The sequence below is a fragment of the Exiguobacterium sp. KKT215 genome (assembly GCF_055635335.1).
This window is the reverse complement of sequence record NZ_CM145756.1, coordinates 2,093,576-2,115,452: the sequence shown is the minus strand read 5'-3', so window position 1 is coordinate 2,115,452 and position 21,877 is coordinate 2,093,576. Positions and strand designations below refer to the sequence as shown.

21 protein-coding genes are annotated in these 21,877 nt (G+C 53.1%); 19 read left to right on the top strand and 2 right to left on the bottom strand.

Features of this window, described 5'->3' with window-relative positions; translation table 11 throughout:
• Position 1 precedes the first annotated feature (1 nt).
• Complete coding sequence (locus ACZ2GZ_RS11045; protein ID WP_408584243.1) at positions 2-1,315, bottom strand: dihydrolipoyl dehydrogenase family protein; 1,314 nt, start codon at positions 1,313-1,315, stop codon at positions 2-4.
• Positions 1,316-1,388: 73 nt separating this feature from the next.
• On the opposite strand from ACZ2GZ_RS11045, the gene uvrC reads away from it, so the two are divergent.
• Both uvrC and ACZ2GZ_RS11035 read left to right on the top strand, forming a co-directional pair.
• On the top strand, positions 1,389-3,173 hold the full coding sequence (gene uvrC / locus ACZ2GZ_RS11040; protein WP_214802998.1) for an excinuclease ABC subunit UvrC: 1,785 nt from the start codon (positions 1,389-1,391) through the stop codon (positions 3,171-3,173).
• Positions 3,170-3,976 (top strand): aminoglycoside adenylyltransferase domain-containing protein, encoded by an 807-nt coding sequence (locus ACZ2GZ_RS11035; RefSeq protein WP_470295263.1) that lies wholly within the window; start codon positions 3,170-3,172, stop codon positions 3,974-3,976. The genes uvrC and ACZ2GZ_RS11035 overlap by 4 nt, the downstream gene beginning before the upstream one ends.
• A 48-nt stretch (positions 3,977-4,024) precedes the next feature.
• Here the strand turns inward: ACZ2GZ_RS11035 and ACZ2GZ_RS11030 are convergent, their stop codons facing one another.
• On the bottom strand, positions 4,025-4,417 hold the full coding sequence (locus tag ACZ2GZ_RS11030) for a YslB family protein (RefSeq protein ID WP_235045180.1): 393 nt from the start codon (positions 4,415-4,417) through the stop codon (positions 4,025-4,027).
• A gap of 223 nt (positions 4,418-4,640) precedes the next feature.
• On the opposite strand from ACZ2GZ_RS11030, the gene ACZ2GZ_RS11025 reads away from it, so the two are divergent.
• The 17 genes from ACZ2GZ_RS11025 to hemA all read left to right on the top strand — a co-directional run bounded on the left by ACZ2GZ_RS11025 (position 4,641) and on the right by hemA (position 21,830).
• Positions 4,641-5,258 carry a succinate dehydrogenase cytochrome b558 subunit gene (locus tag ACZ2GZ_RS11025; protein ID WP_021066834.1) on the top strand — a complete coding sequence of 206 codons (618 nt, stop codon included), beginning with the start codon at positions 4,641-4,643 and terminating at the stop codon, positions 5,256-5,258.
• Positions 5,259-5,273: 15 nt separating this feature from the next.
• Positions 5,274-7,031: a succinate dehydrogenase flavoprotein subunit gene (gene sdhA / locus ACZ2GZ_RS11020; protein WP_029595861.1), complete on the top strand. Its 1,758-nt coding sequence runs from the start codon at positions 5,274-5,276 to the stop codon at positions 7,029-7,031.
• The gene (gene sdhB, locus ACZ2GZ_RS11015) at positions 7,028-7,828 is read left to right on the top strand and encodes a succinate dehydrogenase iron-sulfur subunit (RefSeq protein ID WP_021066836.1); all 801 of its coding nucleotides are present in this window, start codon (positions 7,028-7,030) and stop codon (positions 7,826-7,828) included. The genes sdhA and sdhB overlap by 4 nt, the downstream gene beginning before the upstream one ends.
• A gap of 9 nt (positions 7,829-7,837) precedes the next feature.
• Positions 7,838-8,278: an acyl-CoA thioesterase gene (locus tag ACZ2GZ_RS11010; RefSeq protein ID WP_029595860.1), complete on the top strand. Its 441-nt coding sequence runs from the start codon at positions 7,838-7,840 to the stop codon at positions 8,276-8,278.
• A 71-nt stretch (positions 8,279-8,349) separates the two neighbouring features.
• Positions 8,350-8,613 carry a phosphocarrier protein HPr gene (locus ACZ2GZ_RS11005; RefSeq protein WP_021066838.1) on the top strand — a complete coding sequence of 88 codons (264 nt, stop codon included), beginning with the start codon at positions 8,350-8,352 and terminating at the stop codon, positions 8,611-8,613.
• Between the two features lie 116 nt (positions 8,614-8,729).
• Positions 8,730-9,536 (top strand): glutamate racemase, encoded by an 807-nt coding sequence (gene racE / locus ACZ2GZ_RS11000; protein ID WP_031200117.1) that lies wholly within the window; start codon positions 8,730-8,732, stop codon positions 9,534-9,536.
• The gene (gene rph, locus ACZ2GZ_RS10995; protein WP_214713962.1) at positions 9,529-10,278 is read left to right on the top strand and encodes a ribonuclease PH; all 750 of its coding nucleotides are present in this window, start codon (positions 9,529-9,531) and stop codon (positions 10,276-10,278) included. Before racE ends, rph begins: the two co-directional genes overlap by 8 nt.
• On the top strand, positions 10,275-10,865 hold the full coding sequence (locus tag ACZ2GZ_RS10990; RefSeq protein ID WP_029595857.1) for an XTP/dITP diphosphatase: 591 nt from the start codon (positions 10,275-10,277) through the stop codon (positions 10,863-10,865). The genes rph and ACZ2GZ_RS10990 overlap by 4 nt, the downstream gene beginning before the upstream one ends.
• A gap of 5 nt (positions 10,866-10,870) precedes the next feature.
• A complete protein-coding gene (locus tag ACZ2GZ_RS10985) occupies positions 10,871-11,383 on the top strand; it encodes a metallophosphoesterase family protein (protein ID WP_021066842.1) in 513 nt (170 codons plus the stop codon).
• A gap of 227 nt (positions 11,384-11,610) precedes the next feature.
• Entirely contained in the window at positions 11,611-12,024 is a 414-nt protein-coding gene (locus ACZ2GZ_RS10980) for a group I intron-associated PD-(D/E)XK endonuclease (protein ID WP_058763192.1), read from the top strand.
• A gap of 247 nt (positions 12,025-12,271) precedes the next feature.
• Positions 12,272-13,177 carry a hypothetical protein gene (locus ACZ2GZ_RS10975; protein WP_214713960.1) on the top strand — a complete coding sequence of 302 codons (906 nt, stop codon included), beginning with the start codon at positions 12,272-12,274 and terminating at the stop codon, positions 13,175-13,177.
• A gap of 88 nt (positions 13,178-13,265) precedes the next feature.
• Positions 13,266-14,558 (top strand): trigger factor, encoded by a 1,293-nt coding sequence (gene tig, locus ACZ2GZ_RS10970; RefSeq protein ID WP_021066844.1) that lies wholly within the window; start codon positions 13,266-13,268, stop codon positions 14,556-14,558.
• Positions 14,559-14,768: 210 nt separating this feature from the next.
• Complete coding sequence (clpX, locus tag ACZ2GZ_RS10965) at positions 14,769-16,037, top strand: ATP-dependent protease ATP-binding subunit ClpX (RefSeq protein WP_021066845.1); 1,269 nt, start codon at positions 14,769-14,771, stop codon at positions 16,035-16,037.
• Between the two features lie 70 nt (positions 16,038-16,107).
• Complete coding sequence (gene lon, locus ACZ2GZ_RS10960) at positions 16,108-18,408, top strand: endopeptidase La (protein WP_021066846.1); 2,301 nt, start codon at positions 16,108-16,110, stop codon at positions 18,406-18,408.
• Positions 18,409-18,411: 3 nt separating this feature from the next.
• Positions 18,412-19,008, top strand: a complete 597-nt coding sequence (yihA, locus tag ACZ2GZ_RS10955; RefSeq protein ID WP_021066847.1) for a ribosome biogenesis GTP-binding protein YihA/YsxC — start codon at positions 18,412-18,414, stop codon at positions 19,006-19,008.
• A 114-nt stretch (positions 19,009-19,122) separates the two neighbouring features.
• Entirely contained in the window at positions 19,123-20,301 is a 1,179-nt protein-coding gene (locus ACZ2GZ_RS10950; protein ID WP_035385682.1) for an AI-2E family transporter, read from the top strand.
• Positions 20,302-20,486: 185 nt separating this feature from the next.
• A complete protein-coding gene (gene hemA, locus ACZ2GZ_RS10945; RefSeq protein ID WP_021066849.1) occupies positions 20,487-21,830 on the top strand; it encodes a glutamyl-tRNA reductase in 1,344 nt (447 codons plus the stop codon).
• The last annotated feature ends 47 nt before the right edge of the window (positions 21,831-21,877 follow it).

The following is a 21,877-nucleotide window of genomic DNA, read 5'->3' as shown; positions in this document are numbered from 1 at the left end:
TTTAGATGAGGTACGAAATATCGGACGCGGACGTCGGATACGCGAACTCCAAGTGTTTGACGTGTTGATGGGTCATATTGTTTTGTATAATGAATGAGAACAAGTTGATCAGTTCCGGTGCGTGTTGCCCAATCAAGTGGGCGCCGAGCACATGACCGTCCTTGCTTAACAAGATGCGGGAGAACGCCGTCGTGTCGTTGATCCGCTCATACGTGAGGAAATGGGACAAGTCGTTGTCTTTACATTCATAGTCGATGCCTTGCGCCTTGGCCTCGTCGACCGTCAGCCCGACCTTGGCAATCGGTGGTGTCGTGAAGACGACCGTCGGGGCGGGACGCTCGGGGAGCGGACGCGTGTTGTTGCAGAGCAGGTTGAGCGCGGCGATGCGGCCTTCCTGTCCGGCGAACGGGGTGAGGGCCGGGTTGCGGCTCTTGGCGACGTCTCCGGCCGCATAGACGTTCGGATTCGTCGTCTGGAGAAACTCGTTGACCAAGACGCCGCCGTGGTCGGACTCGATGCCGGCCGCATCCAACCGAAGTCGCTCGATGCTCGGAATCCGCCCGGTGGCGTTAAGCACGAGTCCTACAAGGGTAGAGTCATCTGATAGCGCCACGACGTCGCCATTGATGTCGACCGGTTCGATTCCATAGCGGACATCGATCCCGATTTGAATCGTCTCATCGACAAGCCGTTTGACGACTTTACGGTCGAACGGCTTCAACGCCCGCGACCGGACGAGGAGCGTCACGTCACATCCGAACCGGCGCAGAATATGGGCGAACTCGAAGGCGATATAACCGGCTCCGACGATGATGACGTGTTGCGGTAACACCTCAAGGTCGAAGACGTCGTTGCTCGTGATGGCAGCGTCTCCGCCGGGGATGTCGAGTGGACGCGGGATTTGCCCCGATGCGATCAAGAATTGATGCGCCGAGATTTCATGTCCTTCGATGACAATCGAGTCTTCGTCGATGAAATGTGGTTCGCCTTCGAACAAATCGATGCCGTGTTCTTGCCAATGATGCATCTTCGTCGTCGGGACGGCAAAGCGGTACTCGTCGACACGATGTTTGAAGGCGTGCCAGTCGAGCTTGAGTTCGCCGGTCACACCGAGCGGTTTCATTCGTTCGGCCCGGGCAATCAGCTCGGCTCCTTCCGCGAGCATTTTTTTCGGGTCACACCCGCGCTGCGGGCACGTCCCGCCGAACGTCCAATTCTCGACAATCGCAATTTGTTTACCGGCGTCACGTAACACGCTGGCGGCTTGGCTCGCTGCCGAGCCGCTGCCGATGATGATGACATCGTACCGTTTCATTCCAAAACCCTCCCTCTGAGACTTCATCAATTTTTTTCCCGTCTGGAAGGAACCTAAACTGAGGTGATTGAATTTGAGTCATTCTGACCACATTAAACATAAATTGGCGCTCCTCCCGGACGAGCCCGGCTGTTACTTGCATAAGAACGAGTACGGCGAGATCATTTACGTCGGGAAAGCGAAAAATCTGAAGAACCGGGTTCGGTCGTATTTCACCGGGGCGCACGACATCAAGACGATGCGCCTCGTGGCCGAGATTCGCGACTTCGAATATATCGTCACGGCGAGCGAGCTCGAGGCACTCTTGCTCGAGATGACGCTCATCAAAAAGCACGACCCGAAATATAACATTCGCTTGAAGGATGACAAGTCGTACCCGTATATCAAAATCACGAACGAGCCGTATCCGCGGTTGCTCACGACGCGGAAGCTGAAGCGGGACGGCGGCTTCTATTTTGGCCCGTATCCGAACGCCTATGCCGCCAACGAGACGAAGCGGCTGCTCGACAAGCTGTATCCGCTCCGGAAATGCCAACCGATGCCGCGCAAGCTCTGTCTGTATTACCACATCGGCCAGTGTCTCGGACCGTGTGAGCTCGCCATCGACACGGACGAGCAAAAAGAGATCGTCCAAGAGATTCGACGCTTCCTGAACGGGGAGACGAGCGAGACGCTCGCTAAACTCCAAGTCGATATGGGACTGGCTGCCGAAGACATGCAGTTCGAACGCGCCGCCGAGCTCCGTGACCAAATCCGGGCCGTCGAATCGATTATGAACAAACAGAACATGATCACGGCCGACCCGACTGCGCGCGACGTCTTTGGCTACACACTCGACCGCGGCTGGATGTGCGTCCAAGTGTTCTATATGCGGGGCGGCAAGATGATCGAACGCGACGTGTCGTTGTTCCCACTCCACGGAGAACCGTCCGAGGAGCTCGAGAGTTTCATCGTCCAGTTCTACGAGCAGAACGTATTGCCGAAGGAAGTGCTCGTCCCCGAAATCGTCCGCATCGATTTATTGAACGAGGCGATCGGCACGAAAGTGATGCAGCCGAAACGGGGCGCGAAACGGCAGTTGCTCGACTTGGCGACGAAAAATGCAGGCATCGCCTTGAACGAAAAGTTCGAATTGCTCGCCCGCGACGAAGAGCGGACACTCCTCGCCATGCGTGAACTCGGTGAGGCGATCGGCATCCCGAACTTGTCGCGCGTCGACATCATCGACAACGCCAACATCCAAGGGGCGGACGCCGTCTCGGCGCTCGTCGTCTTCGAGGATGGCAAGCCGCTCAAGAAGGAATACCGGAAATACAAGATTCGTACCGTCCAAGGACCGGACGACTATGAGACGATGCGAGAGGTCGTGCGCCGTCGGTTCCGCCGTCTGTTGACGGAAGAGAAACGTCTGCCGGACCTGCTGTTGATTGACGGAGGCATCGGGCAATTGAACGCCGCCCTTGACGTCCTGCAAAACGAGTTCGGGCTCGACTTGCCCGTCGGCTCGTTGAAAAAAGATGACCGTCACCGGACGAGCCAGCTCTTGTTCGGGGAAGGCGGCGGGGTCGTCGAATTGAACTCACGTTCGAGCGCGTTCTATTTGCTCCAACGTATGCAAGACGAGGTCCACCGCTTCGCCATCACGTTCCACCGCAGCCTGCGGACGAAGAAGATGACGAAGTCGGTGCTCGACGATATACCGGGCGTCGGACCGAAGCGACGTCAGCAGTTGATCCGTCATTTCGGGTCGATGAAGCAGATCCGTCTCGCCTCGCTCGAACAGTTGAAAGAAGCGGGTCTGCCGGAGAAGTTGGCCGAGACCGTAATCCAATACGTCCATGAGGAGACCGATGAATGAACCGAGACGCGTTAGCCGATTTTCCAGACGAGACATCCCCTTTTATTGAACAGTTCGTGCGTGACCTTGCGGACGTGACCGACGCGATTCAACATGCGTACGTGCACGGGTCTGTGACGATGGGAGGCTTTCATCCGAGACAGAGTGACGTCGATTTACTGTTCGTGAGCGACCGAGACCTGTCGGACGAGGAGCGGCTCGGTTTGATGCGACTGTGCCTGGCGACATCGACGCAGCCGTATCCGCTCGAGTTGACCGTGATGACGGAACGAGCGTTACAAGAATGGGTCCATCCGAGTCCGTTCGAGTTTCATTATAGTGAGCAATGGCGCATGCGATTAGAAGAAATGTCAATTGATGAACTGCTCCATGAGCAACAAGGTATGACGGATCCGGATTTGGCCGCCCACCTCAAAGTCATCATGGAGCGAGGCTGTGTCTTGTTCGGGGCTCCGCTGCATGAGTTGTTGCTCGGGTTTGAGGATGGACATTACCGAGAAGCAATCAAGGACGACGCATTGGATTGCCTGAGCTCGCTTGATAACCATCCCGTGTACAGCGTATTGAACCTCGTGCGGGTGATGGCCTACGAGACGGATGGACGTGTGCTCGCCAAACGAGAAGTGCTCGAGTGGGCGAAGCGACAATCGATTCCGACTGATCTCCTGCATGTCATTCAAAAAGCGGCAGCGGCGTATGCGGGAGAAGACAGTACGTTCTCAAGGTCGGAACTCATCGACTTTTATATCTTTGCCAATGAGCGTCTCTTTCCGTATGAAGAGATGGATGAGTTAGAGGATTAACTCAAAAAGAAAGAGCCGATGCGGTGTAAAAATCGCATCGGCTCTTCGTCATTCATACGTATCTTTTCGGTCTAGTTGGACGGTGATGTGGACGGCCTTGCGCGTCACGTCGGCATATCCTTCGGCGACGCATTGGAAACGACCCGCAATCTGTTCGGCTAAAAAGCCAGCCTCGAGCTGGAAGTAGCCCGTCGCCTTTTCTTGGGTCGCGGGTGGGGGCGTGAGCTCGAACAAGAATTTATTTCCTTTTTCTTTCAACAGCGTCAAATCTCCCCAGCCGGCCTCACTAAAGAAGGCGCTCAGTTCCTCATTGGGCATGACCGGGAACTTGCGTGCGACCCGTTTACCCGACCAATAGATGACTTGGGCGTAATCGTCCCCAAGCAAATCCGTCAACACATAATCGCGCAACAGTTCGATCGCGAAAGTGGGTTGGCTCATCGTTTCCATCTTCTTCCATCACTCCAATCTCTCTATACCATTATAACGACGAATCGGCTTTTGGTCACCGGGTATTTTGCAAAAGAATGTGTCACAAATCGGTCAGGTTGTCTTGTCATACAAAATTCACAAGAGTAGAATAGGAGACAGAAAGCTATATTTACATTTGAAAACGCTTTTATTTACAAAACGAGCCAAGGGCTCGTACAAAGGGGGAACTAGAATGGCTTCGCAGCGTGACTATTTCAGTCGTAAAGTCCATTCGCTACTTGGGGTCATCCCAATCGGCCTGTTTTTGATCGTCCACTTGTCGGTCAACTACTATATCGTCGATGGGGTGGAGTCGTTTAACAAGGCAGCAAAATTCATGGAGAGCTTACCGTACTTGTACTTCCTTGAAGTCACCATCATCGCTTTGCCGATGATTTTCCACGGCGTGTATGGCGTGTATTATGCGTTCCTCGGTTCGATTAACACGAACCGTTACTCATACGCCCGTAACTGGATGTACATGCTCCAACGCTTCACGGGCGTCTTCCTCGTCATCTTCATCGCATGGCACGTTTGGGAAACGCGCTTGGCGAAGTTGCGTGGCGTTGAAGTGAATGCGGAGATGATGCAAAACATCGTCGACAATCCGCTCATGCTTATCTTCTACATAGTCGGGATCCTCTCGGCTACGTTCCACTTCGCGAACGGTCTCTGGTCGTTTGCCATCACGTGGGGGATCACACAGTCGCCTCGTTCACAGCGCTTCATGAGCTACGTCTCAGGCGCGGTCTTCTTGGCACTATCTTTTGTCGGCATCCGTTCAATCTTGACGTTCGCTGGCATCTTGTAATAGGGGGAAAAGTACATGGCAAATCAAAGTTTGATCGTCATCGGTGGCGGTCTAGCTGGACTCATGGCGACAATCAAGTCGGCTGAGATGGGTGTTCCGGTAAAACTATTCTCGCTTGTACCGGTCAAGCGTTCACATTCAGTTTGTGCACAAGGCGGCATCAACGGTGCCGTCAACACGAAAGGGGAAGGGGATTCTCCTTGGCAACACTTCGATGATACGGTCTATGGGGGCGACTTCCTCGCCAATCAACCGCCAGTCCAAAAGATGGCGGAAGCGGCACCGAAAATCATCCATATGTTCGACCGGATGGGTGTCATGTTCAACCGGACGCCAGAAGGTCTTCTCGACTTCCGACGTTTCGGCGGCACGCTCCATCACCGCACGGCTTACGCCGGTGCGACGACAGGGCAACAGCTTCTTTACGCACTAGACGAGCAGGTCCGTCGCTATGAGGCGCAAGGACTCGTCGAGAAATATGAAGGCTGGGAGTTCCTCCGGGCCATCATCGATGAATCAGGCGTCTGCCGTGGTGCGGTCTGTCAGGATTTACGCTCGATGGAAATTAAAGCGTTCCCATCGGATGCGGTCATCCTTGCGACAGGCGGCCCAGGCGTCATCTTCGGTAAATCGACGAACTCGGTCATCAACACCGGACAAGCGGCTGGAGCGGTTTACCGTCAAGGCGCGGTCTACGCGAACGGCGAGTTCATCCAAATCCACCCGACGGCGATCCCAGGGGACGACAAGCTTCGTCTCATGAGTGAGTCAGCACGTGGTGAAGGCGGACGTGTATGGACGTATAAAGACGGCAAGCCATGGTACTTCCTTGAAGAGAAGTATCCGGCCTACGGAAACCTCGTGCCGCGTGATATCGCGACGCGTGAGATTTTCGACGTCTGCGTCAACCAGAAGCTCGGCGTCAACGGTGAGAACATGGTGTACCTCGACTTGTCGCATAAAGACTCGAAAGAACTCGACATCAAACTCGGCGGCATCCTTGAGATTTACGAGAAGTTCGTCGGCGACGACCCACGGAAAGTCCCGATGAAGATTTTCCCGGCCGTTCACTATTCGATGGGCGGACTCTGGGTCGATTACGACCAGATGACGAACATCCCAGGGCTATTCGCTGCCGGTGAGTGCGATTACTCGATGCACGGTGCCAACCGTCTCGGTGCCAACTCGCTCCTCTCGGCTGTATACGGTGGGATGGAAGCCGGTCCTGCGGCCGTTCATTACATGCGTGGTCTCGACCAAGCGACAGAGAGCGTGCCAGAAGCACTCTTCAACTTCAACGAACGTGAAGAAATCGAGCGGTTCAACGACATCCTCGCGATGGAAGGTACGGAAAACGCGTATCAAATCCACCGTGAGCTCGGCGAACTCATGACCGACAACGTCACGGTCGTTCGTTACAACGATAAGCTCGAAGCGACGGATCTCAAACTCCGTGAACTTCGTGAACGCTATAACAACATCTCCGCGACCGATACGGCCCGCTGGAGCAACCAAGGGGCATCGTTCATCCGACAGCTCGACCACATGCTCGACCTCGCACGCGTCATCACACTTGGCGCCTTGAAACGCGATGAGAGCCGTGGGGCTCATTACAAGCCGGACTTCCCGGAACGTGATGACGAGCGCTTCATGAAGACGACGATGGCACGTTACGACAATGGGGAAGTCGATATCTCGTTTGAAGAGATCGACGTTTCGTTAATCCCGCCACGTAAACGGGATTACTCGAAGAAAGGGGCGAAGACGAAATGACGACGCCGATGCAAGCAGATCAAAAAGACATTCGTTTTATCATTGAACGCCAGGACGGGCCGGATCAACCGACCTATACGGAAGAGTTTACCGTCCCGTACCGTCCGAATATGAACGTCATCTCGGCACTGATGGAAATCCGCCGGAACCCGGTCAACGCGAACGGGGACAAGACGACACCAATCAACTGGGACATGAACTGTCTCGAGGAAGTGTGTGGCGCTTGTTCGATGATCATCAACGGCAAGCCGCGCCAATCGTGTACGGCACTCGTCGATAAGCTCGAGCAACCGATTCGTCTTGCTCCGATGAAGACGTTCCCGGTCGTCCGTGACCTTCAAGTCGACCGTCAGCGCATGTTCGACGCGTTGAAAAAAGTGAAGGCTTGGGTTCCGATTGACGGGACGTACGATCTCGGACCAGGACCACGGATGCCAGAGAACAAGCGTCAATGGGCGTATGAACTATCGAAATGTATGACGTGCGGTGTCTGCCTCGAGGCATGCCCGAACGTCAACGACAAATCGAACTTCATCGGACCAGCCGCCATCTCGCAAGTCCGTCTCTTCAACTCGCATCCAACTGGCGCCTTCCACGCGGAAGACCGTTTGGAAGCGCTCATGGAAGACGGCGGCCTCGCACAATGCGGAAACGCACAAAACTGTGTCGAAGTTTGTCCGAAAGGCATTCCGCTCACGACGTCAATCGCTGCGATGAACCGTCAGACGACGCTTCACTCGTTCAAATCGTTCTTCGGTAGCGACAAAGGCCGCACCGGTTCTGCGGTCGAGGCGTAAGGGTTACGGATGACGAAGTACTTCCGGGAAGCCGATTGGGAAACACGTGTCAGAGCAGGGGTCGCGCTAGACGTCAAAGTCCGATTTTCGGAGTGCGACCCGTACGGCCATATGAATAACACGATCCCGTTCATCTATTTCGAGGATGCACGGATCGAGTTGCTTGAAGCGACAGGGTTCTCGTTGAAAGATGGGTTCGTCGTCGTGGCGGACGCCCAATGCGACTATGTCCGCCAGGTGATGCCGCGCCAATCGATCAAGGTGTATGCCAATGTCTTGACGGTCGGAAACACTTCATGTGATATTCATTACGGGGCATATGATGGAGAACAGCTCATGTTCGCGGGGCGCACGAGCCTCGTGCACTTGTCGAAATCCGGTCGTCCGACCGAATGGACTCCAGAATATAAAAATCGCTTGCAGAATTTTTGCGAATCCGCTATCATTTGATAATGAGTTCACAAACAATTATTCTGCAGGTTCACCTGTAGAATTGAAATTTGAAGGGAGACTATCACGTCATGGAAAAAACGTTCACAGTCGTTGCAGATTCAGGAATTCACGCTCGTCCAGCTACACAGTTGGTTAACACAGCTTCTAAGTTCCAATCAGATATCAACCTTGAGTACAACGGTAAAACAGTAAACCTCAAGTCGATCATGGGTGTTCTTTCACTCGGAATCGCAAAAGATTCTACAATCAAAATCACTGCAGCTGGTGACGATGCAGAAGAAGCGGTTAACACGCTTTCTGACATGCTCACAAGCGAAGGTCTTGCTCAGTAATTGAGCGACGGACGAGGCGGCCAATCGGCTACCTCGTCTTTTTTGTTTGTCACGAGACCGTTTCTTTTTCAGAATCGGCTTTTTTGGTAAGATAGATGGGAATGGAAGTGATGATTATGAAACGAGCGATTGGAGTACTCGATTCAGGAGTTGGCGGCTTGACGGTGGTCAAAGAACTGATGCGCCAACTACCGAAAGAAGAAATAATCTACATCGGCGACACGGAACGGTGCCCGTATGGCCCGCGCCCGCACGATGAGATTGAAGCCTATACGTGGGAACTGATTGAGTTCCTGTTAAGCAAGAACGTGAAGATGATCGTCATCGCCTGCAACACGGCGACAGCGGTCGTCTTGAAAGAGGCGCGCAAACGCCTCAACATCCCGGTCATCGGTGTCATCGATCCGGGTGCCCGCGCGGCCGTCAAAGGGACGCGCAATAAACATATCGGCGTCATCGGCACGAAGATGACGATTGAGAGCAACTCGTACGAGACGGCACTCCGGCACGTGGCCGGCGAGATCGATGTGTATTCGCTCGCCTGTCCGCCGTTCGTACCGCTCGTCGAAGCCGGTGAACTTGACGGGGAACGTGTCCGCGCCATCGTCGCCGAGACGATTCGCCCGCTCCAGTCTTCCGAGATGGATACGCTCATCCTCGGGTGCACGCATTATCCGCTGCTCGCTCCGGTCATTCAAGACGTCGTCGGACCGGACGTCCATTTGATTTCATCTGGTGACGAGACGGCGCTCGAAGTGGCGGCCATCCTTGATTTCAAAGAGCTTGAGAACGACCTCGACACGGTCCCGGCGCATCAGTTTTATGCGACGGGGGACGTCGTCATCTTTGACCGACTCGCGACAGAGTGGCTCGGTCAGCCCGTGAGAGCGGAGAAAGTAGAGGTGTCCGGTGTCGATGCGTAACGAACGAAACCATGACGAGCTCCGGCCCGTCGAAATCGTTCCCCATGTGAACAAGCATGCGGAAGGATCGGTCCTCATCTCGATCGGGGACACGAAAGTCATCTGTACGGCGACCGTCGAAGAACGTGTCCCGAACTTCTTGCGCGGCAAGAAGCAAGGTTGGATTAACGCCGAGTATGCCATGCTCCCACGCGCGACCGGCAACCGTACGGTCCGTGAATCGGTCCGAGGGAAGCAGTCGGGCCGGACGATGGAGATTCAGCGTTTGATTTCCCGCTCGCTCCGCTCGGTCGTCGATTTGGAACGGCTCGGTGAACGGACGATTTGGATTGACTGTGACGTCATCCAAGCGGACGGTGGTACGCGCACGGCCTCGATTACGGGCGGCTTCTGTGCCCTCGTCCTCGCGGTCGATGCGCTCATCCGTCAAGGCAAGCTTGACGACACGCCGATTAAAGAAGGCGTCGCGGCCATCTCGGTCGGACGGACCGACGAATTGCTCCTTGACTTGAACTACGAAGAAGACGCCGCGGCCGAGGTCGACATGAACGTCGTCATGACGGCGAGCGGACGCTTCGTCGAAGTACAAGGGACGGGGGAAGAAGCAACGTTCACGTTGCTCGAGATGAACGAGATGCTCCACATGGCTCAAAGCGGGATCGAGACGCTATTCAAAGCGGCCGAAGACGCGCTCGGCGCCTCGTGGTGGTATGTCGGGGAACAATTGGAGGAGACAACATGAAACTCATCGTCGCAACACGCAATAAAGGAAAAGTCGTCGAAATCGAAGGGATGCTCACGCCGCTCGGCTTCGAGGTCGAATCGTTGCTTGACTATCCGGACGCACCTGAGACGGACGAGACGGGCACGACGTTCGAAGCGAACGCCGAGCTGAAGGCGACGGAGGCGGCCCGCTACTTCGGCCATGCTGTCCTCGCTGACGACTCGGGGCTCGAAGTCGACGCGCTCGACGGGGCACCGGGTGTCCATTCGGCCCGCTTCGCTGGACCTGAAAAATCGGATGAGGCGAACAACGCCCTCTTGCTCGAAAAGTTGAACGGGGCGACCGACCGGACGGCACGCTTCATCTGTGCCCTCTGTTTGGCCAAACCGTCTGGGGAGACGTTGACGGTACGCGGAACGATCGAAGGGACGATCGGGTATGCGCCGCACGGGGAGAACGGTTTCGGTTATGACCCGCTCTTCATCGTCCCGTCGCTCCATAAGACGGCAGCAGAACTTGAACGCGACGAAAAGGCGGCGGTCAGTCACCGCGGTCAAGCACTACGAAAGTTAGAGGCAGAAATCATTCCGTTCATGAAAGGGTGACCCGTATGCGTTTTCTCGTAGTCAGTGACAGTCACGGATTGACAGAAGAACTATCGATCATCTTTAATCGGCACGAACAAGAAATCGACGACGCGTATCATTGTGGTGACTCGCAACTCGCGCTCGTCGACGAGCACCTGCTCCCGTATCACACCGTGCGCGGCAATTGCGACTTCGGTGGCGACTTGCCGCTCGAGCGAATCGAGGAGACGGCTGAAGGCACGATTCTCATCGTCCACGGCCATCACCACGACGTGAAATACGACTTGAACCGGTTGCGTTATCGGGCCGAAGAGGTCGGGGCGAACGTCGTCTTGTTCGGCCACTCGCACGTCGCCGGAGCATTGATTGAGGACGGGGTGCTCTATGTGAACCCGGGCTCGATTCGGATGCCGCGCGGACGGAGTGACAAGACGTATGTACTGATGGATCTCGAGAACGGGCAGGCCACGGTCCGCTTTTATCGGTCTGAAGACGGTTCGGCCGTCGAGGATCTCGATGTGAGCGGAAAGCTGTGACGGAATGAAAAGAAGGAATTGACAGCAAACCATTTTTCTATTATAGTTTTCTTGTCAATGTCCCAATAGCTCAGCTGGATAGAGCAACGCCCTTCAAGACAAATAGGAGCCTTTATAGGGAAACAGAAACCTATGGAGTGGACGACACTATATCGGTGAAGCCTTAACAGATGATGCTGATGGTAATACCGAGGAAACTTACGATCTCTTCTGAGGGAGTGATGTTAATGTATCATCACACGAAGAACAAAGGAGATTTAGGCGTTTTAAAGGCTCAAGCAGATTTATGTGAGAAAGGTTATATGATTTTAACTCCTCTTACGGAACATGCCTCGTTTGATTTAGTTGCCTATAAAGACAATGTTTTCAAACGGATACAAGTTAAGTATAGAGCGTTAAATTCAAAAGGTGTGTTAGAAGTAAGATTCAGCTCATCTTATAGTACGGCAAATGGAGTAATGACAAACATCGTAGATAAGCGAGAAATTGATATCTATTGTGTCTATTGTCCTCAAACAGATGCCTGTTACTATTTCGACCCATCTCTATTCAATAAATCAATTGCTTTGAGGGTAGAAACACCGAAGAATAATCAAAAGCAGAACATTTTGTTCGCTTGTGATTATCGTGAGGTTCCGTAGAGACTACACGTGTCGCACCTGAAATGGTGAAGATATAGTCCAGACTACAAACAACACACGTTGGTGGCGAAAGCCATGGTGGTAAGCTAAGGCGTCGGTCGGGGGTTCGAATCCCTCTTGGGACACTTCCATTTAAAATAGAGATAGCCTCCACGGAGGTTGTCTCTTTTTTCGTTTTTCGGGGTATTGATTGACAACGAATCGATTCCTAACGGAAGATGGAGATGAATGGAAAGGGTGTGGAGAGATGGCAAAAGAGAAAGCGTACCCGTTTCCTGGGAACTGGTCGCGGCTTCAGAAGATGATTCAAGAGGCGGACACGGCCGGAGAACGGCAACGGGTCGAACCGATTCTGTGGGATTGGTATGAGGCAGTGCCCGGTGATCCCTTTGTTTTCATGGAACTATTCCAATGTCTGATGGAACGTCCGGAAGAACCGGAGACGCTTGAGAAACTCGAAGAACTCGTCACGACTCAGATGACGGTCGCAGAAGAACCTGCAGCCGGCGGGCTTCAAATCGCCCAGTATTACATCATGCGTGACCAACCGTTCGAGGCGGCCCATTGGATCAATCTCTATCTCGAATGGCAAGAGAAGACCGATCACGTCAACACACAAGCGCATCAAGTACTACAAGTGTTGAAGTTGACCGAGTTCCCGGCCGCGATCGCCAAAGTGAAGCGAATCCTTCATCGAGGCGGAATCGGCGAACAGATCGAGACGCTTGAACACGTCCATTTCAATATCGACGACGTCCTCGACAACGTCTTGAAAGAGCTCCTCGTCGCGGAACGTCCAAAGTTGATGAAGTTGATCGTGCTCCAAAAAGCGTTCGACGAGTTGCCGGTCATCGAATGGACCGATCTCGGGATACGGCACCGATTGACGCAAGACGAGGCGACCGTGCATACGCAAGCGTGGGAAGCGATGACCAATCAATTACAGCGGGTCGTGTACGGTGATGAGATTGCGACACAACTGCTCATGAATTACATGTACACGCACTACCCGTTCACACCGCGAGAAGCGTCTGACGTGGAGGTGGCACTCGGACAGGCGAAAACGGCCATCTTGCAACACGAGGAAACTGACGGCCTAGCAGCGGAAATCCTCGAGGCGGACATGCGTTTCACCGAGGCGTTTCTAGACTAAATCCTTGTGTGCAGTCGCCGGATTTATGCTATAATACGGATTGTTGTACATTCTTGTACGTATAAACGAATTGTTGGAGGGACTTAGCATGACAGCAAAATGGGAAAAAACATCAGGTAGCCAAGGCGTACTCACGTACGAAGCACCTGCAGAAGCTTTTGATAAAGCAGTCGACGCCGCATTCAAAGATGTCGTCAAAACTTTGAACGTGCCTGGCTTCCGTAAAGGGAAATTGCCACGCCCAATGTTCAACAAAATGTACGGAGAAGAAGCGCTCTATCAAGATGCGCTCGATATCCTCTACCGTGACACAGTTCAAGGTGCGGTCGAAGAAGCTGGTTTCGAACCAATCGCTCTCGAAAACATCGATGTAGACGGCACGCTCGAAAAAGGCAAACCTGTAACGTTCAAAGTAACGTTCGTCGTTGAGCCAGAAGCTGAGCTTGGCGAATACAAAGGTCTCGAGTACGAAGCTGTTGAAACAACAGTCACTGACGAAGAAGTTGCAGCTGAACTTGACGCGCTTCAACAGCAAGGCGCAGAGCTTGCTGTCAAAGAAGGCGCAATCGAAAACGGCGATACAGCTGTCTTTGATTTCGCAGGTTTCGCTGACGGAGAGCAATTCGAAGGCGGCACGGCTGAAAACTACACGCTCGAAATCGGTTCAGGCCAATTCATCCCTGGATTTGAAGAGCAAATGGTCGGCTTGACGGCTGGCGAAGAAAAAGACGTTGAAGTAACATTCCCTGAAGAGTACCACGCTGACAACTTGGCGGGTAAACCAGCGACATTCAAAGTCAAACTTCACGAAGTCAAAGCGAAGCAAGTTCCTGAGCTCGACGACGAGTTCGCAAAAGACATCGACGAGTCAGTTTCATCACTCGACGAGTTGAAAGCGAAAATCCGTGAGCGTTTAGAAACTGCGAAGAAACAAGAAGCGGAAGGCACAATGCGCGACCAACTCGTCGAGCAAGCAACAGCTAACGCAACAATCGACGTACCTGCAGTACTCGTTGACCAAGAAGTAGATCGCATGGTTCAAGAGTTCGGCACACGTGTTTCTTCACAAGGAATCGACCTCGACATGTACTTCCAGCTTACTGGAACGACTGAAGAAGCGATGCGCGAAGAGATGAAAGAGCAAGCTGAAGAGCGCGTTAAAGCTCGTCTCGTCTTGAAAGCAATCGCTGAGAAAGAAGCGATCGAAGTGTCTGACGAAGATGCTGAGAAAGAACTCGAAGAAATGTCTAAACTTTACAACATCGCACCGGATCAACTCCGCACGATGCTCGCGCCACAAGGCGGAATCGAGACACTTAAAGGTGACCTCAAATTCCGTAAAGCGATCGACGTTCTCGTTGAAAACGGGAAAGCGAAGTAATCGGATGACAGAAGGACGGCTGCCTAGCAGTCGTCCTTTTTTTCGTCACGACACTTTGCATGTGTTTATCTTTGATGAAGTGATTTGTTCATGCTACAATTATTGCAACGCAGAGATGTAAATGTCTTTTCACGGTGCATGCGCACCTGGGAATACAAATAGGCGATTTATCGCACTTACATCCATTTTCATTTAGAAGGGGTGTACCGAATGTTCAAATTTAACGAGGAAAAGGGGCAACTCAAGTGCTCGTTTTGCGGAAAATCGCAAGAACAAGTCCGTAAATTAGTCGCCGGTCCTGGCGTATACATTTGTGACGAATGTATCGAACTTTGCAATGAAATCGTTGAGGAAGAGCTCGGTGTGGAGGAAGAAGTTGAATTTAAAGACATTCCAAAACCACAAGAGATTCGTAACATCCTAGACGATTATGTCATTGGTCAAGACCGCGCCAAACGTGCGCTTTCAGTAGCTGTCTATAACCACTATAAACGCATCAACGCCGGTGGCCGTTCTGATGATGTCGAACTTTCGAAGTCGAACATCGTCATGATTGGACCAACGGGTAGCGGTAAGACGCTTCTCGCTCAGACGATGGCTCGCGTCTTGAACGTCCCGTTCGCAATCGCGGACGCGACGAGCTTGACGGAAGCCGGTTACGTCGGGGAAGACGTCGAGAACATCTTGCTCAAGTTGATTCAATCGGCTGACTATGATGTCGAGAAGGCTGAAAAAGGGATTATCTACATCGATGAAATCGATAAGATTGCCCGTAAGTCGGAAAACCCATCGATCACGCGTGACGTATCGGGTGAAGGCGTTCAGCAGGCACTTCTTAAAATCTTGGAAGGTACGGTCGCAAGCGTGCCGCCGCAAGGTGGACGTAAGCATCCGCATCAAGAGTTCATCCAAATCGATACGACGAACATCTTGTTCATCGTCGGCGGCGCGTTCGCTGGCATTGAAGCGGTCGTCAAACGCCGCATCGGGAAGAAAGTCATCGGATTTGGGAACGACCAAGAAAACCGCGAGTTGACGCAAGAAGACTTGCTCGCCCGCGCGCTTCCGGAAGACCTTCAGAAGTTCGGATTGATTCCGGAATTCATCGGTCGTTTACCGGTCATGGCGACGCTCACGACGCTTGACGAAGAAGCACTCGTCGAGATCTTGACGAAGCCGAAGAACGCCCTCGTTCGTCAGTACGAGAAAATGCTCGAACTCGACGATGTCGAACTCTCGTTCACAGACGAGGCGTTGGTTGAAATCGCCAAACTTGCGATCAAACGTAAGACAGGCGCACGCGGTCTCCGCTCGATTATCGAAGAAATGATGCTCGATGTGATGTTCACTGTCCCATCGCGCGACGATATCGAGAAAGTCATCATCACGGATGAAACGATTACGGGTCTTGCCGGTCCGAAATACGTACTTCGCGATGGTACTGTCGAACAGACAGGCGACAATAAAGAGACAGCATAATTTTGAACGAAAAAGGCTCAAACACTCGGCACATCCGAGTTTTGGGCCTTTTTGCACAGGAGGCGTTGTAATGGAACAATTACCAATCCTTCCTTTGCGTGGAGTCGTGGTGTATCCGCTCATCGGAGTAACAATCGACGTGGGGCGTCCGCTCTCCCTACGAGCACTCCTTGCCGCAAAGGAACACGAGACAGATTTGATTGTCGTGACACAAAAAGAGACGGGGAAAGAATCACCTGAACCGGAAGACTTGTACGCGATCGGGACGCGCGTCCATATCGCCAAGATGAGCGAGCTGTCGAACGAGACGGTCCGCGTCCGCTTGGTCGGGAAAGAACGCGTCAAGATCAACTCGATCGAAGAGACGAAGGAAGGCTGGTTCGCAGACGTCGAGCCACTTGAACTCGTCGAAGGGGAAGAAGTCGAGCGGACGGCACTCGTGCGCTTATTGAAAGAACAGTTCGGAAAACTTGTCGGGTCCATCAAAGGATTGTCACCGGACGAGCGTCGTCGTTTCGAGATGTATGAACGGCTCGAGTCGTTGACCGACTATATCGCTTCGAAGCTCGACGTCGACGTCGATATCCGCCAAGCGATGCTCGAAGAACCGGACGCCGTCAAACGCGGCTTAGAGCTGCTTGAGATTATGACGCACGAGGTCGAAATCATCGAGCTCGAGCAAGAGTTGCGCGAACGGACGAAGAAGACGATCGAACAGGCACAGAAAGAGTACTATTTGCGCGAACAGATGAAGACGATTCAGCAAGAGCTCGGCGACCAGTCGCAAGAGTCTGAACCGAACCGTCTCCGTGAGAAACTCGAGGCGCTCGATTTGCCGGAGACGACACGGAAGAACGTCATGCGCGAAGCCGAGCGGTTGAACGTCGTCCCGGCGACGTCACCCGAGTACGCTGTCATCCGCAACTATCTCGACTGGATCGCCTCGCTCCCGTGGGGCATCGAGACGGAAGATAAACTCGACGTCAAACATGCGGCCGATGTGTTAGATGACGACCACTACGGGCTCGAGTCGGTGAAAGACCGAATCCTCGAGTACTTGGCGGTCCGTCAATTGACGAACTCGCTCCGTGGACCGATTCTTTGTCTTGCCGGACCTCCAGGGGTCGGGAAGACGTCACTCGCCCGCTCGATCGCGTCAGCGCTCGAACGTCACTTCGTCCGTGTCTCGCTCGGCGGGGTGCGTGACGAGGCCGAGATTCGTGGGCACCGTCGCACATATATCGGTGCGATGCCAGGCCGCATCATCCGTGGCTTGAAACAGGCCGAGAGCAAAAACCCGGTGTTCTTGCTCGACGAGATCGACAAGATGGCGTCCGATTTCCGGGGTGACCCGGCGTCGGCTATGCTCGAAGTGCTCGACCCGGAACAGAACGTTTCGTTCTCGGACCACTATATCGAGGAACCGTTCGACTTATCGAACGTGCTCTTCATCGCGACGGCGAACGACGTCTCGCAAATTCCGGCGCCGCTCCTTGACCGGATGGAACTCATCCAAATCGGCGGCTACACGGAACTCGAGAAAGTCGAGATCGCCAAGCGTCACTTGGTACCGAAACAGTATAAAGAGCACGGCTTGAAGAAGAGCCAGCTCACGATTAAAGAGGACGCACTTTACGAAGTCGTTCGCCGTTACACGCGTGAGGCCGGTGTCCGGAACTTGGAACGCGTCATCGGTTCACTTTGCCGGAAAGCGGCGAAGCAAATCGCCATCGGCGAGAAGAAACGCGTCACCGTCTCATTGAAGAGCCTCGGCGACTACCTCGGGAAACCGAAGTACCGCTATGGCAAAGGGGAGACGGAAGACTCGATCGGTGCTGTCACCGGACTCGCCTACACGGCGTTCGGGGGCGACACGCTCACGATTGAAGTCGCACTCGCACCTGGTAAAGGCAAGCTCCAGTTGACGGGGAAACTCGGTGACGTCATGCAAGAGTCGGCGCAGACGGCGTATAGCTACGTCCGTTCAAACGCGGAACGGTTCGGGATTGACCCGACGTTCTACGAGCGCCAAGACGTGCATATCCACGTGCCGGAAGGTGCCGTCCCGAAAGACGGTCCGTCGGCGGGGATTACAATCGCGACGGCGCTCATCTCGGCGTTGACCGGGAAGAAAGTCCGCCGTGACATCGGGATGACCGGGGAAATCACGCTCCGCGGCCGCGTCCTGCCAATCGGTGGATTGAAAGAGAAAGCGCTCGCCGCACACCGAGCCGGCTTGACGACCATCGTCATTCCGAAAGACAATGAGCGTGACATCGATGACATTCAAGACACCGTCCGTGAGAAACTGACGTTCGTCCCGGTCACGACGCTCGATCAAGTATTAGAAGTAGCATTTGGAGGAAATTAAATAATGAAAATCACTAAAGCAGAATTTGTCACGAGTGCCGTCGCACCTGACCATTACCCGATTCATGAGTTACCGGAAGTCGCACTCGCCGGACGTTCGAACGTCGGGAAGTCATCGTTCATCAACAAGATTTGTCAGCGCAAAGCACTCGCACGGACGTCTTCGAAGCCAGGGAAGACGCAGACGCTGAACTTCTTCAACATCAACGATGAAATCATGTTCGTCGACGTCCCGGGCTACGGCTACGCGAAAGTCTCAAAGACGGAGCGGGAGAAGTGGGGCATCATGATGGAGCAATATTTGACGTCACAGAGCGCGCTTCGCGGCGTTGTCCTCTTGGTCGATATCCGTCATGAGCCGTCAAGTGACGACGTGACGATGTACAACTTCTTGAAGCATTACGAGATTCCGGTCATCGTCGTGGCAACGAAGCTCGATAAAATCAAAAAAGCGCAGCGTCAAAAACATGAAGCGGCCGTCAAACGCAAGCTTCAATTTGAATCGACTGACCGGTTCGTCGCGTTCTCGGCGGAGACGGCAGAAGGAAAAGACGAGGCATGGAAAGCAATTTATGATTTATTGACACGCGAAGAAGATTGACCGAAGACGAGGGCAACCCCTCGTCTTTTTTGTTTTCAGGGTTACGAGAGCGGGTAATTATCGTATAATTGTCCTAATTACATAAGACAAGAGAATAGAGAACGAGGTGGAAAGATGCAAATCATGTTTCAGAACAAATGGTACCGCTTTTTATTTTGGACGCTGACGATTTTCTTGGTCATCTGGGTCGGGACGGAAATTTCATTCGTGTTCCAACCAGTCCAAGTCATTTTGGCGCTCGTCACGGTACCGCTCATCATTGCCGGACTTTTTTATTATTTCTTAGTCGGGATTGTCGATTTCTTAGAAAAACGGATGGACGGCAAACGGCCGCTCGCCGTCGGGATTACGCTTGGTGGACTCGTGCTGATCTTTACGCTCGTCTTCAGCATCCTCGGCCCAGTACTCGCGGAGCAGGTGACGTCACTCGTCAACGCGATGCCGAGCATTGCCAAGGAATTACAGGTACAGGCGTTCGCCGTCCGTGACTCGCTCATGCAAAATGAGTTCTTGTCACGCTTCATCGCCGAGAATGACGATATGTTCACCGACTTCACGAATAACGTGACGTCGTATCTCGGAGACGTCTTCGGGAATGTCGCGTCATCGTTCGGTCGTCTTGTCGGCTTCATCACGTCGGCCGTCATCACAATCGTCGTCATTCCGTTCATGCTTTTGTATATGTTACTTGACGGGAAACGTCTTCCGGACTCAATCGTGAAGTTGTTGCCGTCGAGCTATGAGCGTGAGACACGCAACATCTTACATGACATGCACACGACGGTTAAAAACTACGTCCATGCCCAGTTGATTGTGGCGTTCTTCGTCGGGATCACGTCGCTCATCGGATTATGGATTATCGGACTCGACTATGCCATCCTACTCGCGCTCTTCATGATGGTGACGAACATCATCCCGTACGTCGGACCGTTCCTCGGTGCGGCACCGGCTGTCGTCGTCGCTTTCATCCAAGATCCGATTAAAGTGCTTTGGGTCATCGTCGTCATCATCATCGTCCAACAAATCGAATCGAACGTCATCTCGCCGCTCATCCAAGGCAAGTCGCTCAAGGTGCACCCGCTGACGATCATCATCGTCTTGCTCGTCGCCGGGAACTTGGCCGGGATTATCGGGATGCTCATCGCGGTTCCGTTCTACGCGGTGGCGAAAGTCGTCGTTCAAAATATCGTCCGCATTTACAAGCTGAGGGAACGGAAACATTACCTCGAAGCGGAGGAAGAAGAAAAGACCCAAGAGAGTACAATCATCACCGATCCATCCTCTTTAAAATGAGGAATCAAGTAGAAATGGTCTCTATGTCCGTTTCTACTTTTTTTTGTCACAAAAAGTTCTTAAATTATTTCACAAAAATCGAACAGAAGATTATAGTTCCTAAATAAAAATTGTTATAATGTACGGTAGAGATGTGAAAAAGAAGAGACAACCGTCGGTGGATTTTGGATGAGGGGAAGAGGTACATGCATATTGTCGTCGTTGGACTAAATAACAAGACAGCCCCTGTCGCGATTCGGGAGCAGTTCTCGTTTGGGGAGCAAGAAATCGTGGATGCGATGATTGCACTTCGCGAAGAGAAAAGCATATTTGAATCGGTTATTTTGTCGACTTGTAACCGAACAGAGCTATATGTCGTCACAGACCAGCTCCATACGGGTCGTTATTATACAAAACGGTTTTTAGCGAACTGGTTTGATTTAGAGATGGACCAATTCACCCCTTATTTATCGATTCGTGAAGGAGAAGAGGCGATTCGCCACTTGTTCCGCGTCACGTCTGGACTCGATTCGATGATCATTGGGGAAACACAGATTTTAGGACAAGTGAAATCGAGCTTCTTCCGCGCCCAAGAGAACGGGACGACGGGAACGGTGTTCAACAAACTGTTCAAAGAAGCCGTGACGCTCGCCAAACGTGCCCATACTGACACGCAAATTGGGGAAATGTCGGTATCGGTCAGCGCGGCAGCAGTCACGCTCGCTCAGGAAATGTATTCGTCGCTCGATGACAAACAAGTCGTCGTCGTCGGTGCGGGTGAGACAGGCGAGTTGACGACGCTCAACTTGTTCGAGGCCGGTGCGAAACAGATTGCCGTCTTTAACCGGACCGAGAGCAAAGCGAAAGCGGTCGCCGACAAGTTCAAAGGCCGGGCCCACTCGATCCGTGAGATTGCTTGCGGCTTGCTTGACGCCGATATTTTAATTAGCTCGACCGGTGCGAAAGAAGCGGTCATCGCCTATGATGATGTCGCCGCAGCTCAACTGCTCCGCCGGGAACGTCCACTGTTGTTAATCGACATTGCCGTGCCGCGAGATATCGATCCAGCGGTCCGGGCGCTTCCGGGCGTCCACTTGTTCGATGTGGATGACTTGAACGGCATCGTCAATAAAAACTTGGCGGCCCGTCTCATTGAAGCCGAAAAGATTGAAATCAAAATCGATGAGGCGATTCAAGAGTTCCAAACGTGGCTCATCACGCTCGGTGTCGTGCCGATCATGAATGAATTGCGCGCCCGTGCGCTCAACATTCAAGAAGAGACGATGGAAAGCCTCGAGCGCAAGCTCGATCATCTGTCGGACCGCGATAAAAAAGTCATCGGCAAGCATATGAAGTCAATCATCAACCAGATGCTTCGTGAACCGATTGATTACATCAAAGACGCCGCCGCTCAACCGGATGCGAACACACGCATCAATCAGTTCGTGGAGACGTTCGGTCTGGATGTCGACGTCCCTGACGCCGAACCGGAAACGGAAGAAGCCGAAGCAATGTCAGCGAAAGCACCACTTCGCGCCTTGATGCGCTAATACAAAACAAAAAAAGGCGGCGGATCTCGTCGCCTTTTTCTATGAAG